The organism is Pseudomonas carassii (genome assembly GCF_036324045.1).
In the GTDB taxonomy this organism is placed as follows: Bacteria; Pseudomonadota; Gammaproteobacteria; order Pseudomonadales; family Pseudomonadaceae; genus Aquipseudomonas; species Aquipseudomonas peradeniyensis.
Genome location: NZ_JAZDCT010000033.1, coordinates 23816 through 39520, shown reverse-complemented (window position 1 = coordinate 39520; position 15705 = coordinate 23816). Strand labels below are relative to the sequence as shown.

Genomic DNA, 15705 nt, shown 5'->3' with positions numbered 1-15705 from the left:
ATATCCACTCGCATGAGTGTTTGTGGACCAACACGGATAGGAAGCCTGGGATGAACGAACGACAGAACAGTGCTTGGCGAGGTCGACTCTGGCTGGCCGATGACCATTGCCTGCTGCTCGGCACGCCAGGGCGCACCAGTGTCCACGCCCACTATGCCCACCAGGTGCTGTTACCACTCGAGGGCGAGGTATGCGTTGAGATCGCTGGCGCACAGTGCAGCGGCAGGTTGCTGGCCATCGAGTCGTTGCAGCCCCACGCCATGCCCGGTCATCAGACGCCCTGCATCACCTTGTTCGCCGAACCCCTGGCGTTTTCCCTGCAAACCTTGCTCGATGTCTGCCAGCAGGCGCCCCGTGATATCCCGAATCTGGCCCAGGCGTTGCGCCTGGCACCGCGCCGCTCGTTGGATCCGCGCCTGACCCGGGCCCTGGCGCGGATCCGGGCGCTGGACGAGCAGCGCCTGCCAGCCACGACACTGGCGCAGGAAGCTGCGGTGTCGATCAGTCAGCTGGAGCGCTTGTTCAGCGGCAGCCTAGGCCTGTCGGTACGACGCCTGGTGCTGTGGCAACGCCTGCGCATGGCCCTGCGTCAGGCCCTTGACGGCATGTCCCTGACCGAGGCGGCCATGGCTGCGGGCTTTGCCGATTCGGCACACCTGTCCCGCAGCCTGCGTCAGCAGTTCGGGATACGCGCCAGCGAGGCCCTGCGCCACCTGCGCTCAAACACGCTGGTCTAGGGCCTGACGCAGGCCGCGCGGCAACGGCGCCGGCGGCTGTGCCGGGGTCGCCGGGCGAAACGGCTCACGCAGCTGTGCCAGGTACGCTTGCGGGTAGTCCGGGCGATCACCGATGCCCATGTCGTCATCGGCCAGCCCATAGCTCGGCAGGTGCAGCGCGGTCCCCAGCAGTCGATCCCACAGCGGGAAGAACAGAGCGAAATTCACGTCCCCCAGCCTGCCGTACTTCAGGTGGTGCAGCCGGTGCACGGGCGCCCAGGCGAACAGATGGCGCAAGCCGCCGATGCGCATATCGACATTGCTGTGCTGCAGCAGCAGCTGCACCGAGATACTGAAGGCCAGCAGCGCCGCGACATCCTGCGGCAAGCCCAGCAAAAGTAGAGGCAACACACCGCCCAGGGCTTCGGCGAGCTGGTGCAGCGGGTGCTTCATCAGGCCATTGAAGCCATACAACCGGGTCACGCTGTGATGCACCGCGTGCAGGCGCCAGAGCAACGCGCTGCGGTGGCTGGCGTAGTGCACCAGGGTGATGCCCAGGTCGGCCAGGGGCAGGGCCAGGAGCAGTTGCCAGAGCAGTGGCCAGTGGCTGGGCCATGGTCCGCCGGCCGGCAGCCAGCCGGCGAACAGGGGAATCGCGGCGATACTGGTGATGTTCAGCGTTTCGTTGACCAGCGCGTGCAGGCCGTCACGCCCGCCCTCCCCGCCGGCCTCGCTCCAGGCGGGTTTGTAGGGGTACAGCGCTTCGCAGGTGAACGACAGCAGGATCGCCACGCCGAGCAGGGGCAGCAGCCAGAGGATGTCGGCGCCGAGGGCGATCAGCCACACGGCGGTGCCGATGAAGCCGAGGAAAAAGCACGGGGCATAGAGGATACGCATGGAAGGCTCCGGTCATTGATGGAGCCCCAGTGTTGTCCAGCGCCCGGCCGGGGCGCTTGAACGAACGGCGCATGACCTGCTGCAGCCACCGCCTTCCCCTAGTCACGAGGCTTCCACCCCACCTCGTGCAAGGCCGTGAGCAGGGTATCCCCATCCAGCGCCGGCACCACCCGTCCACCCTTGCCCTGCATCGTCCGCCCCGCCAGCACGGCATTGATGATCGCCTCCTCCACCGCCTCCGCCGCCGCCATGAACAACGCCGAGATATGGTCGTTGTTGAGCATGCGCAGCGCCGTGCACTGCGCCAGCCCCTTGCGCGCATAGTCCGCCGCGGGCAGGTCCTGGTTGCCGGTGGAAAACGCCAGGAAGATATCGCCGCTGGAGTCCTCGGTACCGCCACCGGTGCGGGCGATGCCGATCGACGCTCGCTGCGCCAGGCGCTGGCACTGGTGCGGCAGCAAGGGTGCGTCAGTGGCGATCACCACCACGATCGAGCCCATCCCCGGGGTGCCCGCCTCGGCCTCGGCAAACGGCGACGGCAGATGACCCAGCTGACGCCCCACCGGATAGCCGTCAACCCGCAGCTCGCGCCGCTGGCCATGGTTGGCCTGGACCAGGACGCCAACGGTCCAGCCCCCCTGTCCGTCCTCCAGGCGCCGCGAGGCGGTGCCGATACCGCCCTTGAACTCATGGCAGATCATCCCCGTGCCACCGCCCACCGGGCCTTCCTGCACCGGGCCGGACTCCGCGGACTGCTGCGCCTGGCGCACCTGCGCCGGGGTCACGTGCTGGCCCCAGATGTCATTGAGCAGGCCATCGTAGGTTTCCATCACCACCGGCATGCACCAGTACACCGCGTCGTCCGGCAGGCGCTCGCGCTCGGCGGCGATCAACGCGTCGCGCACCACGCCTACGCTGTGGGTGTTGGTGATGGCGATCGGCGTGGTCAGCAGTCCGGCCTCGCGGATCCACTCCAGCCCCGTGGCGTCGCCGTTGCCATTGAGCACATGGCAACCGGCGAAACACGGCTGCTGCCGGGCCGCGCCCGCGCGCGGCTCGATCAGGGTCACCCCGGTGCGGATCGGCAACGGGCGTTGTTCGTCGATCAGGGTGCTGTGGCCGACCCGCACTCCCGGTACGTCGGTGATGGCGTTGAACGGGCCCGGGGTGCCGTGGCCGAGGGTGATGCCCAGTTGACGCGCACGCATGTGTACTCCTTGGATGTTCATAATTTCTGGAAGGTCGGGCTGAGGCGGCCGTGGGTGCTGTACAGCGTCACCGACACGGCCAGCAGCCCGAGAATGATCGAAAGGTCGCGCAGCGAGGCCTCGCGCAGCAGGGTCACCAGCAGCCAGCCGGCGCCACTGACTGCCAGCAGCGCCGGCAACGGCCACAGCGGCATGCGGTACGGGTGCTCGCGGTCGCGCCGCAATACCCGGCTGCACAGTGCGCAGGCCGCCACTACCAGGTAGATCAGCAGCAACAGCAGCACGGTGAACGTGGTCAGTTGCTCCAGGCTCCCTGACAGGCTCAGCAGCGCCGACGGCACGGCCAGGAACAGGGTCGCCAGCCACGGCGATTCCCAGCGCGGGTGGATCAGCGTGAAAGCGCGGTTGAGGGTGGGCGTCCAGATCGCATCACGGCCACTGCTGTACACCACCCGGCCGACCTGGATGACGATGGCGACGATGGCGTTGAACACCGAGAGGAAGATCCCGGCGCTGACCAGCCGCGCCAGGGTCTCGTTGCCATGGGCGGTGAGCAGGTAGCCGATCGGATCGCCGCTGGCCAGCATCGCCTGCAGCGACGGTGCGCCGATCAGCAGCGCTGCCAGCGGAATCACCTCGATCGCCACCACGACTACCAACGACCACAGCACCGCCCGGTGCACGGTACGGCCACGGTCCTTCATGTCCTCGGCCAGCAGCACCGCGCCACCGTAGCCGTTGAAGGCGAACAGGGCCATGCCCACCGCCCCCAGCACCAGCGCCCAAGGTGCGACGACCAGGCTGCCCTGCTCTAGCATCTGCGGTTGCAGCAGGCTCACCACCGGCTGGCTGGCGTTGCCGAACCCCAGTGCCACGATCACCAGCAGCGCGGCGACCTCGCAGAACAGGAACAACCCGGTGATCCAGGCGTTCAGGCGAATATTGAGGATGCCCAGCGCGTAGCTCGACACCACGATCACCAGGGCCACCGCCTGGGTGTCGAACGTGGTGCCCAGGGCGTTGTTGAGGTAGCGGGCGGCACCGGCGGCGAGCACCGGTGGGATGAACAGCATCGACGCCAGCACGGTGAGGAAGGTGGCATAGCCGGCCAGCCCGCCGAACACCCGCTTGGCGTACACGTATTCGCCACCGGCGGAGCTGTGGGCACGCCCCAGCTCGGCGTAGCACCAGGCGAACATCAGCGCCAGGGCCGCGGCCATGATGAACGAGAGAAAGGCGCCGCTGCCGGCCTGCTGGATGGCGAACGGGGCAATGACGAACACGGAACTGGCCGGGGTCACCGCCGACACGGTGATGGCGACCACGTCGAACACCCCCAGCCGTTGCTGGAGTGCGCCGGTGGGCGCTGCGCTGGAGCTCATGGCGTTTTTCCTCTGGTTGTTATTGGTTGTGAGGGGAAAACCGGTCACGCGGCCGCTGGACCTGGGCTGGACTGTAGAGCGAGCAGGCAACCAGGCCAATTACCCTTAGGGGGTACGCCCCTTGACGCCGAGGTGGAAAGCTCTGAACACTGCGGGTGCCCTGTCGCGGGCAAGCCCGCTTCCACACTCTTCATGGCGCCGCCGCATGCACAACCTGTTCACCGAAGCCAGCACCCACGCAGGCCTGGCCCGCACCGTCGAGCAGATCGGCCAGCCGCGCTTCTGGCGCCAGCTGATCCTGCTGCTGCAGCAATGGTTGGCGTTCGACAATGCCCTGGCGATGTTCTACCCGCGCGCCGGCTTGCCCCGGGCGCTGGAGATCTTCGATGCCCGGGGTGAGGGCAACCCCGAGGCCATGGCCCTGTACCTGAGCGGTCTGTACCAGCTCGATCCGTTCTACCAGGCCTGCCAGGAGCGCATCGGCGACGGTCTGCATCGTCTTGAGGAAGTGGCCCCGGACCAGTTCCGCCAGAGCGAGTACTACCTCAAGTACTTCCACGAACATGTACTGGAGGACGAAGTGCAGTTCATCGTGCAGTTGGGTGACAGTGGCGCCCTGTCGCTGTCGCTGGGCCGCCGCGAGCGCTTCGACAGCGCCAGCCATGGGTTGCTGGCAGTGGTGTGCCCGTGGGTGGTCGCGCTGATGGCCCAGCACTGGCTGCAGCAGAGCCTGCGTCCGGCGCCAACGGCGGGCATGGCCCACCAGGTGCGCGACGCCATGAGCCTGTTCGGGGCGAAAGTGTTGTCGGAGCGCGAGCTGGAAATCGCCCGACTGATACTGCGGGGGTATTCATCCAAGGCCATGGCCGAACGGCTGGCCATTTCGCCGGAGACCATCAAGGTTCATCGCCGGCACCTGTACGCCAAGCTGGACATCTCGTCGCAGCCGGAGCTGTTTTCGCTGTTCCTGCAATCGCTGGGGCATGATCCGCAGGATCCTTGATAAGTGAAAGGGCTGCGGCGCAGCCCTTTCACCGGTGAGTCAGTTTGACTGAGCGTCGCAATACTACCTAATGCGAACTTTGCTAAACAATTTCTCCCTGCCGCCCCAAGGCAAGCTCGTGGCGTTGCTCACCCATGAATCTGTCGTGTGCATCACCCCATCCGCCTCACTGAGACCCAGTGCACCTGTTACCGCATAGGTAACCGTCGCAGCGTCACCCAGGTCCAGCGCCTTGAAAGCCAGCGTCAAAGGGCTGTCTTCCTTGACGATACTTTTGAAGGCCCCCGTGTAATCGGTCCTCATGTTCGGACGGAAACGATCGATCTCCCCGATACGCAGTTCGCCCAAGGCGTTCTTGGCGGTGTTGCGCAGCACGCCTGGCGCGGGCTTGGCGACGCTCTTCGGCAGCCGACCAGCCCCTTCTCGGAGGCTGCGCATCGCAGCGCTGCCTTTCTGCAGTAATTGCCGTGCAACTTGCCTGCCCGACCGCGCCAGTTGCACAGTGAGCTGGACAACTTTTTTGCCCAGTTGCGCCGCCCCGCCCGCCACGCCTGCGGCGAATGAAACCCAACCCAGGATCCGCGCCGCCTCTGGGTCGCTCTCGGCCACAATGGCACCGGCAATGGCCGTCGCCGCCGAGACCACCGCCAGGCCCACCAGCGCCGCGGTGATCAGCAGCGAGGAGCCTCCGGTCATCACCGCCGAGATCACCGTGATCGCGCCGAAGATGACCGCGCTGACCAATGCGGCATGCTTGCCAAACCCCATAGGTGCAGGTTCACAGGCCGAAATGTCCCAGTGCTCGCGGCGCACCTTCCATTCCCCGCTCGGATCGGTGTGGTTCACCGGGTCGCCATCGCAGTAGCCATAAGCGTTCGGCCCGCCCCGATCGAACGGGCTGGCGCCATCCTGGGCCTGGAACTGCATGATCTGCGGCGCATACCAGCGATAGCCCCGCCCCAACGGATACTGGTCGCCCTCAGCCTCGCGATACTCACCGTTGTAACCATACAGCGCCTCCTGTTCTTGCGAGCTGTGCTCGCCATAGGCGCTGTAGGCATGGTGCAGCGGCCTGCGCGAGACCACGTCGAAGCTGATCAGCACGCTGCCATCGTCATCGCACAGGTTGAACAAGGTACGCTCACTGGTCCCGGCCTTGTTCTTCTGCACGTGGCAGGCGCTGCTGCCCGGCAGCACGATACGCCGGTCCCCAGACGCGCCCACCGGGTACTCGCCACGCACCCGGTAGCCGTCGTGAATCAGCTGGTGTGGCACGCTACCCGCCTGATTACCAGTACTGGCCAGGCGGTTGAGCGGATCGTAGGTATAGTGCCGCGAACCGGCCTGGATCAGCCGGCCCAGCCAGTCGTAGGCGTAGGTCTTGCCGGTGTGGTCCCGGGTCACCCGCCCGGCGGCGTCGTACTCGATGGTTACCGCGCGCTTGTAATCGGCATGGCTGTGTTCGACCTTTTGCAGTCGGTAGCCCTTGGCGCGGTCGTAAGTATAAGTGGAGGTGCAACGCTGGTCACCGAAGGTGCTGACACAGGTCGTCACGTTGCCCAGGCTGTCATAGGTGAATGCCTGACGGCCGATCGCTGCGCCCTTGGGGTTTTTCGGCTGCCAGACACCCGCCGAACAGCAGCTTTCCAAGGCCCCGCCCACGGTATAAGTGTAGGCATGCGAGCCCAGCGCCTCCTCGGCTTGCTCATCGAAGAGCTCGATGAATTTCAAACGCCCTTCGCCGTCGTATTCGCGCTCGATACTCAAGTCGAAGGCGCCGGCCAAGGTGAATTGCCGCCGCAGTTCCTGACCGCTGGTGTCATAGGCATACTTCACCGTGACCTTGTCGCCGCCCAGGGTAACCGTGTCCTGTTCCAGCCGACCACGCTCGTCATAGGTGTGCTGGGTCTTGGTGCCGCCACTGACGACCTGGCTGCGTTGCCCTCTGCCGTTGTAGCTGAACACGCTCTCGTTGCCGGCCGCATCGGTTTCCGTCAGCAGCCGCCCGCCTTCGGAAACGCTTCTGCTGACGGTGGTTTCGCTGCTCTCGTTCAGTCTGGCACGCTGCCGTTTGACCCGTTCATTGAGGTCATGGTCGAATGTGATGCTTTGCCCGCCCTCGCTGGCGGAGGATTGGCGGATGCCGCCATGAGCGTAGGTGAAGGTCTGCTTGCCCAGCGCCTTGTCCTGGGCACTCCTGCCGGTGACACTCTTGACCTCATTGCCCAGCTCTGGGAAATACTCGAACGCCAACGTGACACCATCAGCACCCGTGCGTGTCATCGGCACGCTGTTTGCGCCATGGTACTGGTAGGTTTCGCGGACATCCCCGCGGTTCAGACGGGTCACCCGCCCCAACCCGTCGAACTCGCGCTCGCCCAGGACCTGGCCATCCAGTCTGATCCTGGTGGGCTCGGTCATCAGCCAGTTTTCCGGGTATTCGTAGTTGTAGACATACGTCGTTTTTTCCTCGGCATCGGCGCTGATCCGCTCGTCATGGGCCTGTTCGAGCAGTCGCCCCGCGTCATCGTAGGCGTAGGTGGTGCAACGCCAGCTGTGCTGGCCTTCGACGGTGCGGGTACGCACCTGCCCGGCATGGGTATAGGTCAACGTCTCTTTCTGGCACTGCATGCCACTGGTATCCGTCCAGACGATGCTGGCCACGGTGTCGTCGGCATTGTAGGTAGTGACCTTGCGTTGCTTGTCCGTTGCCTTGCCTGTCCACTCGGTGCGGATGTGGGCCACCGGGTCGTACTGGTTGAACACCTGCTGGCCGGTACTGTAGATCTGCTGGCACTCCTGATTCCAGGCATCGTATTTCAGCTCGCACCACTCGGCGACCTGGGTGCCATCGGCCAGGTAGTCATAGCGGGTGGTCTTGCATTTGCGCCCACGATTGTCGTACTCGATCTTCTGGGTCTGGCGCCAGGGCTTCTTGTCGTCCTCGCGCGCGTACTCGGCGACAAGGTTGCCCAGGCCATCGTCCTCGGTGGCCCGCTGCCTGCCATCGGGTTCGGTGATTTCCAGGCGACCGACGCTGGGGTAGCTGTAAGTGGTGACCTGCCTGAACGTAGCGCTTTGGGCGCAGGTGGTGAGGGTTGTCAGGCGGCCGTGGGCATCGTAGTCATAGGTAGTTCGGTTGCCGTGCGCATCCGTCTGCTCGATGAGGCGGCCGCTCAGAATGCTGGTTTTTTCGGTGGTTGTGACTTCTCCACTGGTTGTAGTCAACGAGCGCTCTAGCCCATCCACCTTAACACTGAAAGTTTTCCTAGATATACATTTCCAATCACCCCTGGAATCTTGATAGGCGTGCAGGATGCTCTCCAATGTCTCTGTCGTATTGTTGCAAGAGATCTTACTGTAGAAACTGCTCTCGAGCAGTTTCGCCGACTTGCCACCGGCGAAGCTCATCATAAGAAGACTGTGCACAGGCTTGCTATCACGTGACCTATTAATTGAAATCTTACACCACGCAGCTCCATTTTCAGCCTCACTGGATGCATACGATATTTCCGACCGAACATCTACACTCTCAGTGCTACGTTGAGTCCCGTGAAAACCATGCAGCGCAAACTCAAAAGCCTGAGAACCGTCACAAAACATCACCCCTGACTCTGGTGGAAAGATGGACTTAACATCCTCCAACTTTTTGGATGGCACGTACTTTCTAGAGCCGCCAGCAGTAGAAACAAATGCCAACTTACCATCAGAGCCAATCACGCTATAACCTTTACGCTTACGAGAATCCAGCTCATCTGCACGACCTGCAGATGCATGACGCACCAGCATGTTTCTATTCAATATCGTACCACTAGAACTGGTGACTCCTTCATACTCCTTCTCACTCTCGCACCCACGTTCACTTGTTGTCTCTTTTATCAACGCATGCTGTTCATCATAGACATAAACGACTGTATAGTCACCGCTCGCCATACTCACTGTCGTTGAACACTGGCTATCAATCTCACCATCCCGCTGATAGGTATACGTTGTCACTACTGGCTCGCTCGACCCACCCCTTGGGATCAGGGTGTGTCGGCTAACGCAGGGCAACGCCGAGAGTTTTGCATTGTCTTTGAAAATGAGACCATTATCTTCATAGCTGACCAATTCCACCACGCCTTCGAAGCTGGTGAGTTCATTGAGCAAGCGTCCACACTTTACATGATCATGGTACTTCATGACGCATGCACGACCATCCGGCGCTTCGACCTGTTTCAGCGCATAATCGGAAAGGGTCAGCGTAAAGCTCTGCTGCTCGCCTTCCTCATCCGGCCAAAGCACCAGTGTGACCGTATCGTCACCATAAATCAGCTTGCCCAGCACGCGTTCTAAATCCTTGAGCTGCACAAGACGAATGTAGCTACCACTCAACGCACTACTCTCTGTGGCGTCATGCAACAATTTTTCGTATTTTTCTCTTACTGATGGGGCAAGCGTTTGCTGCGCCCATTTAAGGTCCAGGTAATTATTAAAGCAGGCAATAGACGTTGGCATCCATACTTTGCTCTCCCCAACCTGTTCAAGCTTTTCTTGATGCCCATCCGGGCGAACCACGATAATAGAGGCATTGTCGTTCGACCAATCAACTTTCACGCCATGCTGCTCAACATTCTGGCCCTTCTGAACCTTCAAGACTTCCCCCGAATGCAGCGTCAATTGCTGCTGTTCCTCCCGATAACAAGTGAAGGCAAACGACCAACCATCCCCCAATCCGGCATGGTTGTTGACCAAAGGCGAATAGAACAGGCTCATGTCCACCACCGGCCCCTCGCCGTTGTTGCCCACGATCGAGGGCAAGGGCACATAGGCCTCGAACAGCCCCGTGCGCGGGTCCACGGCATTGCGTTTCTGCGTGGTGGCATTGAAGATCGGGTGGTTTTGCTGATCGCAAGGGTCCACGCCGAACGGATGGTGGACGACGCTGTTGCCGCTGGTCATGGTCGTTGCTCCCTGCCTGTGGGTTCAAGTCAGGGGATCAGCGTGCTGTGGCGGTGAAACTTGCGCTACTGGCAAAACTATCAGGTGACGACGAGCGGTTGAGCCTGTTGCTGGTCCCTTAGGACCCGTGGGGCCGCTGCGCGCCCCTTCGCGGCGCAAGGCCGCTCCTACCCGGATCGTGCCCCCCTGTAGGAGCGGCCTTGTGCCGCGAAAGGGCCGCGCAGCGGCCCCAGAATCTCAAGCCAGACTCAGCGTCTGCCGACCATCCCCGCCACACGATCCACCGCGATCCGGGTTTTCTCCACCAGCTCATCCAGTTCGCCCCGGCTGGCCACCAGCGCTGGCGCCATGATCATTCGCCCCAGGGTCGAGCGAATGATCACCCCTTCCTCGAAACCGAAGGTGCGGCACTGCCAGGCCAGGTCGTTCTCGTTGGCGAAGCGCTTGCCCGTGGCCTTGTCCTCGACGAACTGCAGTGCCGCCACCAGCCCGGCGCCCTGCACCTCGCCGATCAGCGGGTGGTCGACGAACACTTCGCGCAGGATGCGCTGCAGGTACGGTCCGGTGTCTTCCTTGACCTGGCGCACGATGCCTTCGTCGCGCAGGGCCTTGAGGTTGGCCACCGCCACCGCCGCCGCCACCGGATGGCCGGAATAGGTCAGGCCGTGAGCGAACACCCCGCCCCGCTCCACCAACGCCTCGGCGATACGCTTGCTCAGCACCAGACCGCCCATGGGCACGTAGCCGCTGGTCAGGCCCTTGGCGATGGACAGGGTGTCGGGCTCAAAACCGAAGTGCTGGTGGGCGAACCACTCGCCGGTGCGACCGAAGCCGCCGATCACTTCGTCGGCGCACAGCAGTACATCGTATTGGCGGCAGATGCGCTGGATTTCCGGCCAGTAGCTTTCGGGCGGGAAGATCATGCCGCCGGCGCCCTGGAACGGCTCGGCGATGAAGCCGGCGACGTTCTCGGCACCCAGTTCGAGGATCTTCTCCTCCAGCTGCAGGGCGCAGCGGCGGCCGAACTCGGCCGGGGTCAGCTCGCCGCCCGCGGCGAACCAGTAGGGCTCGTCGATATGCGCAACGTCCGGGATCAGCCCGCCCATCTCGTGCATGAACTTCATCCCGCCCAGCGCCGTGGCCGCCAGGGTCGAGCCGTGGTAGCCGTTCCAGCGGCCGATCATGATCTTCTTGCGCGGCTGGCCGACCACCTGCCAGTAGCGACGCACGGTGCGGATCAGCACCTCGTTGGCCTCGGAGCCGGAGTTGGTGTAGATGGCGTGGCTGTAGTGGCCCGGCAACAGGCTGAACAGCAGCTCAGACAGTTCGATCACCGCCGGGTGGGTGGTGTGGAAGAACATGTTGTAATAGGCCAGCTGGTCCATCTGCGCGGCGGCAGCGGCAGTCAGGTCCTTGCGGCCATAGCCGAGCTGGGTGCACCACAGGCCGGACATGCCGTCCAGGTAGCGGCGGCCGTCATTGTCCCACAGGTACAGGCCCTCACCCCGGGTGATGACCCGGGGCCCCTCGGCGTTGAGCGCCTTCTGGTCGAGGAAGGCGTGGATATGGTGGGCGGCGTCGCTGGCCTGGTAGTCGCGGGTGTCGCGTTTGGGCGAGAAAGGTGCGTTCATTGTTGTTCTCCTCGGGTGAATGTCAGCGCAGCTGGATCCAGGTGGTCTTGAGCTGGGTGTACTTGTCGAACGAATGCAGCGAGAGGTCGCGACCAAAGCCCGACTGGCGCCCGCCGCCGAACGGCACGGTGACGTCCAGGGCGTCGACGGTGTTGACCGACACCGTGCCGGCCTTCAGCCGCCGGGCCACGCGGTGGGCGCGGTTGAGGTCGTCGCTCCAGACCGACGCGGCCAGGCCGTAGACGCTGTCGTTGGCCAGGGCGATGGCCTGCTCTTCGTCGTCGAAGGTGCTGACCGCCAGCACCGGGCCGAAGATCTCCTCGCGGCTCAGGGCCATGTCCTGGCGTACGTCGGTGAAGATCGTCGGCGTGATGAAGTTCTGCGAGCCGTTGACGCTCAGCCGCTCGCCGCCGCACAGCAGGCGCGCGCCCTCGGCCCGGCCCTGGGCGATGGCCGCCTCGATGCGCGCGGTCTGCCCGGCATCGACGATGGCCCCGGCGCGGCTGGCCGGGTCCAGCGGGTCGCCCGGCAGCCATTCGCGGGCCTGGCGCAGCAGGCGCTCGACGAACTCGTCATGGATCGAGCGCTGCACATACAGCCGCGAGTTGGCCGAGCACACCTCGCCCTGGTTGAAGAAGATGCCGAACGCCGCCTTCTGCGCCGCCAGGTCGAGGTCGCGGCAGTCGTCGAACACCAGGTTCGGGCTCTTGCCGCCGCATTCGAGCCAGACCTGCTTGAGGTTGGACTGCGCCGAGTACTGCATGAAGTACTTGCCCACCTGGGTGGAGCCGGTGAACACCAGGCAGTCCACGTCCGGGTGCAGGCCCAGGGCGCGACCCGCGGTCTCGCCCTGGCCCGGCACCACGTTGAGCACGCCTTCCGGCAACCCGGCCTGCAATGCCAGCTCGGCCAGGCGCAGGGCCGAGAACGGCGACTGCTCGGCGGGCTTGAGCACCACGCTGTTGCCTGCGGCCAGCGCCGGGGCGACCTTCCAGGCGGCCATGTCCAACGGGAAGTTCCACGGCACCACCGCGCCGACCACGCCCAGCGCCTCACGGCTGATCATCGCCACGGCACTGGCGGCAGTCGGCGCGACCTGGTCGTAGAGCTTGTCCAGCGCCTCGCCATACCAGGCGAAGACATGCGCGGCGCCGGGCACGTCGATGTTGTAGGCGTCCATCACCGGCTTGCCCATGTTCAGCGAGTCGAGCAGCGCCAGTTCCTCCCGGTGGGCCAGCATCAGCTCGGCCAGGCGCAGCAGCACGCGCTTGCGTTCGGCCGGTGCCATGCGTGCCCAAGGGCCGTGCTCGAAGGCCCGGCGGGCGGCACGCACCGCTTGGTCGATCTCGTGATCGGCACAGGCGGCGACCTGGGCCAGGCACTGCTCGGTCGCCGGGTTTATGGCGGCGAAGGTGGCGCCGTCGCGGGCCGCCACCGGCCGGCCGTCGATCAACGCGGTGGTGATGAAGCTTTGCCGTGCAGCGCGCTGCTGCCAATCGCTTTTCGTATGCACGCAGGTCTCCCCTCCGGCCACACGCGGGGCCGGTGATTGTCGTTGTCTGGATGAGGTGAAACGGTGGTTTAGCGCCGTCGCAGGTAGCTTTCCAGCGGGTCCTTGCTCAGGCCTTCCTGGGCCTGGGCCAGCGAGGCGATGAACAGCGAGAACAGCTCGGCCTGGGTAGCGATGTCGAGCTTGGCGTAGAGGTTCTTGCGGTGGGTCTTGACGGTGTCTTCGCTGATCCCCAGGCGCTCGGCCAGCGAGCGCGTGGAATGGCCGCGCAGCAGGTACTGGGCGATATGGCATTCACGCTCGGTGAGCAAGGAGGAGCCGAAATTGTTCAGCGCGGCGTTGATCTGCCGCCCCAGCGCGCTCTCGAAACGCCCGCCCAGGGCCTCGGCATCCAGCTGCCCCCAGTGTCGACGCACCACCGCCACCACCCAGGCGGCGACGCACTTGAGCTCGGCCACCTGGCGGCTGCCCAGGCGCCGGGTGCTGCCCAGGGCCACGGCGATGGACAGCTGGGCGTCCAGCGGCACCAGGTAGTTGAGCTCGTCCTCCAGGTGGGCATGCTGGTAGAACGAGGTGTAGTACTCGCTGCGCTTGAAATGGTCGGGGGCGACATCGCTCAGGCGGTAGCAGCCGGCGGCAACGCCATCCATGCAGGCGCGGTAGAACGGGCACAGCAGGTAGTAGCCTTCGAGGTACTTCTGCACGTTGCCCTCGGGCAGCCAAGGCCCCTCGTCGTCCTTGGCGAACAGTGCCGACGGCAAGCCCTTGCGTGGGTACAGGAACACCGTGATGGCCTGGCATGGCGCCAGCTGGTTGAGGGCGGCGAACAACGCCTCGACGAAGCCGGGCGTGCCGATGGCGTCGACCACGCGGGCCATCTGCGCGTACCAGTCGGGCGAATTCAGCTGGGCGTTGCTCATTGTTATTGTCCCCGCCAGGGTGAGTGCTGGACGGGATTGTTTCATGGGGGGGACGGGACGGCTATCACCCTTCGGGGTGAGGTCAGGATGGACAAGTCTCAATTGCTGCGCGCCCCCTGTAGGAGCGGCCTTGTGCCGCGAATGGGCCGCAAAGCGGCCCCGGCGATCTTCGCATCAGGATTGAAATCCTGGGGCCGCTACGCAGCCCATTCGCGGCACAAGGCCGCTCCTACAGGTGGCGTGGAATTGCTACAGTGCTGCATCAGACCTGGAATGCGCACGGCGATAGAAATGCAGGGTAGCCCTGCAGATTTGCCAATTGTGCAGGGTAATTTTGCATGACAGGATCGTTCGATCCGCTCGCGCATTCCAGGACTTCACTTGGAAAATCAATAACAAAGCAGGGAGACCGCGATGACCGCGCACGCTCAACCCTCGGCAACGGATCAGGTACAGGCCGAGGTCCGCAACCACATTGGCCACCTCACCCTCAACCGCCCCGCCGGCCTCAACGCCCTGACCCTGGAGATGGTGCGCAGCCTGCAGCGCCACCTCGACCAGTGGGCCCAGGATCCGCAGGTGCACGCGGTGATGCTGCGTGGCGAGGGCCCCAAGGGCTTCTGCGCCGGTGGCGATATCCGCTCGCTGCACGACAGCTACAAGGCCGGCGAGAGACTCCACGAGGACTTCTTCGTCGAAGAATACGCCCTGGACCTGTGCATCCACCGCTACCGCAAGCCGGTGCTGGTGCTGATGGACGGCTTCACCCTCGGCGGCGGCATGGGCCTGGCCCAGGGCTGCGACCTGCGCATCGTCACCGAACGCAGCCGCCTGGGCATGCCCGAGGTGGGCATCGGCTATTTCCCGGACGTCGGCGGCAGCTACTTCCTGCCCCGGGTGCCGGGCGAACTCGGTATCTACCTGGGCGTCAGCGGCAGCCAGATCAAGGCGGCCGATGCCCTCCACTGCGGCCTGGCCGACTGGCACGTCGACAGTGAAAAGCTCGCGGCCCTGGATGACGGGCTCGACCGCCTGACCTTCGGCGCCAACCCGCTCAAGGACCTGCAAGGCTTGCTCGCCAAGCTCGGCACCCAGACCTTGGCGGACGCACCGCTGGCGACACTGCGCCCGGTGATCGACCACTTCTTCGCCCTGCCCGACCTGCCGAGCATCATCGAGCAACTGCGCGCAGTGACCATCGGCGACAGCCGTCAGTGGGCGCTGGACACCGCCGACCTGCTGGAAACCCGCTCACCGTTGGCCATGGCCGTCACCCTGGAACTGCTGCGCCGCGGCCGCCACCTGGCCCTGGAAGACTGCTTCGCCATGGAACTGCACATCGACCGCCAGTGGTTCGCCCACGGCGACATCATCGAAGGCGTGCGCGCCCTGATCGTCGACAAGGACAAGCAACCCCGCTGGAACCCGCCGACCCTGGCCGGCCTCACTGCCCAGCGGGTCGACCAATTCTTCGAAGGCCTGTGAGCCCGGGAGTAC

Annotated in this window: 10 protein-coding genes; 3 read left to right on the top strand and 7 right to left on the bottom strand. The window is 64.3% G+C overall.

The window, feature by feature from the left end; genetic code table 11:
* Window positions 1–50 precede the first annotated feature (50 nt).
* Window positions 51–737 carry an AraC family transcriptional regulator gene (locus V0R62_RS21195; RefSeq protein ID WP_330105092.1) on the top strand — a complete coding sequence of 229 codons (687 nt, stop codon included), beginning with the start codon at window positions 51–53 and terminating at the stop codon, window positions 735–737.
* Here the strand turns inward: V0R62_RS21195 and V0R62_RS21190 are convergent.
* The 3 genes from V0R62_RS21190 to V0R62_RS21180 form a co-directional block, all read right to left on the bottom strand.
* Window positions 720–1613, bottom strand: a complete 894-nt coding sequence (locus V0R62_RS21190) for a sterol desaturase family protein (protein WP_330105091.1) — start codon at window positions 1611–1613, stop codon at window positions 720–722. The two genes, V0R62_RS21195 and V0R62_RS21190, sit on opposite strands and share 18 nt — an antisense overlap.
* 98 nt (window positions 1614–1711) lie before the next feature.
* A complete protein-coding gene (locus V0R62_RS21185) occupies window positions 1712–2821 on the bottom strand; it encodes a DmpA family aminopeptidase (RefSeq protein WP_330105090.1) in 1110 nt (369 codons plus the stop codon).
* A 17-nt stretch (window positions 2822–2838) separates the two neighbouring features.
* Window positions 2839–4203 carry an APC family permease gene (locus V0R62_RS21180; protein WP_330105089.1) on the bottom strand — a complete coding sequence of 455 codons (1365 nt, stop codon included), beginning with the start codon at window positions 4201–4203 and terminating at the stop codon, window positions 2839–2841.
* A 205-nt stretch (window positions 4204–4408) separates the two neighbouring features.
* Here V0R62_RS21180 and V0R62_RS21175 point away from each other — a divergent pair, with 205 nt between their 5' ends.
* The gene (locus tag V0R62_RS21175; protein WP_330105088.1) at window positions 4409–5206 is read left to right on the top strand and encodes a helix-turn-helix transcriptional regulator; all 798 of its coding nucleotides are present in this window, start codon (window positions 4409–4411) and stop codon (window positions 5204–5206) included.
* Window positions 5207–5269: 63 nt separating this feature from the next.
* Here the strand turns inward: V0R62_RS21175 and V0R62_RS21170 are convergent, their stop codons facing one another.
* From V0R62_RS21170 to V0R62_RS21155, 4 genes are all read right to left on the bottom strand, one after another.
* Window positions 5270–10147, bottom strand: coding sequence for an RHS repeat-associated core domain-containing protein (locus tag V0R62_RS21170; protein WP_330105087.1), 4878 nt, complete (start codon window positions 10145–10147; stop codon window positions 5270–5272).
* 248 nt (window positions 10148–10395) lie between these two features.
* On the bottom strand, window positions 10396–11778 hold the full coding sequence (locus V0R62_RS21165; RefSeq protein ID WP_330105086.1) for an aspartate aminotransferase family protein: 1383 nt from the start codon (window positions 11776–11778) through the stop codon (window positions 10396–10398).
* A 22-nt stretch (window positions 11779–11800) separates the two neighbouring features.
* A complete protein-coding gene (locus tag V0R62_RS21160; protein ID WP_330105085.1) occupies window positions 11801–13291 on the bottom strand; it encodes an aldehyde dehydrogenase in 1491 nt (496 codons plus the stop codon).
* Window positions 13292–13359: 68 nt separating this feature from the next.
* Window positions 13360–14208: a helix-turn-helix transcriptional regulator gene (locus tag V0R62_RS21155; RefSeq protein WP_330105084.1), complete on the bottom strand. Its 849-nt coding sequence runs from the start codon at window positions 14206–14208 to the stop codon at window positions 13360–13362.
* 414 nt (window positions 14209–14622) lie between these two features.
* Between V0R62_RS21155 and V0R62_RS21150 the strand changes: the two genes are divergently transcribed.
* Window positions 14623–15693, top strand: a complete 1071-nt coding sequence (locus tag V0R62_RS21150) for an enoyl-CoA hydratase/isomerase family protein (RefSeq protein WP_330105083.1) — start codon at window positions 14623–14625, stop codon at window positions 15691–15693.
* Window positions 15694–15705 lie beyond the last annotated feature (12 nt).

Excerpts from the sequence above, each read along its gene's own strand:
- V0R62_RS21195 (WP_330105092.1), top strand. The coding sequence starts at position 51 with ATGAACGAACGACAGAACAGTGCTTGGCGAGGTCGACTCTGGCTGGCC.
- V0R62_RS21165 (WP_330105086.1), bottom strand. The coding sequence starts at position 11,778 with ATGAACGCACCTTTCTCGCCCAAACGCGACACCCGCGACTACCAGGCC.
- V0R62_RS21180 (WP_330105089.1), bottom strand. The coding sequence starts at position 4,203 with ATGAGCTCCAGCGCAGCGCCCACCGGCGCACTCCAGCAACGGCTGGGG.
- V0R62_RS21155 (WP_330105084.1), bottom strand. The coding sequence starts at position 14,208 with ATGAGCAACGCCCAGCTGAATTCGCCCGACTGGTACGCGCAGATGGCC.
- V0R62_RS21185 (WP_330105090.1), bottom strand. The coding sequence starts at position 2,821 with ATGCGTGCGCGTCAACTGGGCATCACCCTCGGCCACGGCACCCCGGGC.
- V0R62_RS21170 (WP_330105087.1), bottom strand. The coding sequence starts at position 10,147 with ATGACCAGCGGCAACAGCGTCGTCCACCATCCGTTCGGCGTGGACCCT.
- V0R62_RS21175 (WP_330105088.1), top strand. The coding sequence starts at position 4,409 with ATGCACAACCTGTTCACCGAAGCCAGCACCCACGCAGGCCTGGCCCGC.
- V0R62_RS21190 (WP_330105091.1), bottom strand. The coding sequence starts at position 1,613 with ATGCGTATCCTCTATGCCCCGTGCTTTTTCCTCGGCTTCATCGGCACC.
- V0R62_RS21150 (WP_330105083.1), top strand. The coding sequence starts at position 14,623 with ATGACCGCGCACGCTCAACCCTCGGCAACGGATCAGGTACAGGCCGAG.